Source organism: Neokomagataea thailandica NBRC 106555 (assembly GCF_001598495.1).
GTDB lineage: Bacteria > Pseudomonadota > Alphaproteobacteria > Acetobacterales > Acetobacteraceae > Gluconobacter > Gluconobacter thailandicus_A.
On sequence record NZ_BCZB01000076.1, the window covers coordinates 1 to 834 of the forward strand.

Genomic DNA, 834 nt, shown 5'->3' on the forward strand with positions numbered 1-834 from the left:
GGGTTACAAGATCATTTAACGCTGAACATGTCAGAAGATGCCTGGGAAGGTAATGCTCAATTCCAACTTTATGTTAATGGTAGCGCTGTAGGCCCCGTGCAAACAGTTACAGCAGATCATCATAACGGAGAAAAACAAGCTTTTGAGTACTGGGGGAACTTCCCGCCAAACACGAAATTTGAACTTGTGTATTTAAATGATGCATGGGATCCAAAATCTGATGGTGACCGAAACCTATATTTGTACTCTGCTCAACTAAACAATGAAAATATTAGTGACGAAAAAAGCTACCTATTAGGAGGGGGACATCCGATTGGTTTTTCGCCTGAAGGTGCGAATAAAAACTCAATTATTGAAGGAACCTCTGTAGCGCTATCTGGCACATCCAGTTCTAATACGGTCATAAAGCTATATTTACAGGATGGAAGCCTTTTAGGAACGAGCACAGCAGACGCTACTGGCGCTTGGTCATTTACAGCGCATGACTTAGCCAGTGGGCATTATGAGGTCACGGCTACCAGCAGTGACGTCTATGGTGTTACGTCATCAACATCAAAAGCCTATGATTTCATCGTTGATAAAAATAAACAAGAAGTATTTACGTCTAAAATTGATAATATGTTAATGGTAGCAAAAAATATAAAATTATCTGATTTTTTTCCGGCAACAAAAAATTACACTGATAACAATATTTTTTCTTATCATGAAGAGAAAAATAATTGTACTTCAAGTACTATAAACTTTGTTGATCAACATCATATGATTTTAATCCCGTCTAAACTTTTTAATTGATGGATATATATTTTTATAAACTTAAAATAAATGGCCCTGTTG

The 834-nt window shown here is 36.7% G+C and carries 1 protein-coding gene; it reads left to right on the top strand.

Annotation, left to right across the window (positions count from 1 at the left end):
* Positions 1 to 792: Ig-like domain-containing protein (locus NTH01S_RS11470; protein WP_218015994.1), on the top strand; the 792-nt coding region annotated here is incomplete at its 5' end.
* Positions 793 to 834: the final 42 nt, after the last annotated feature.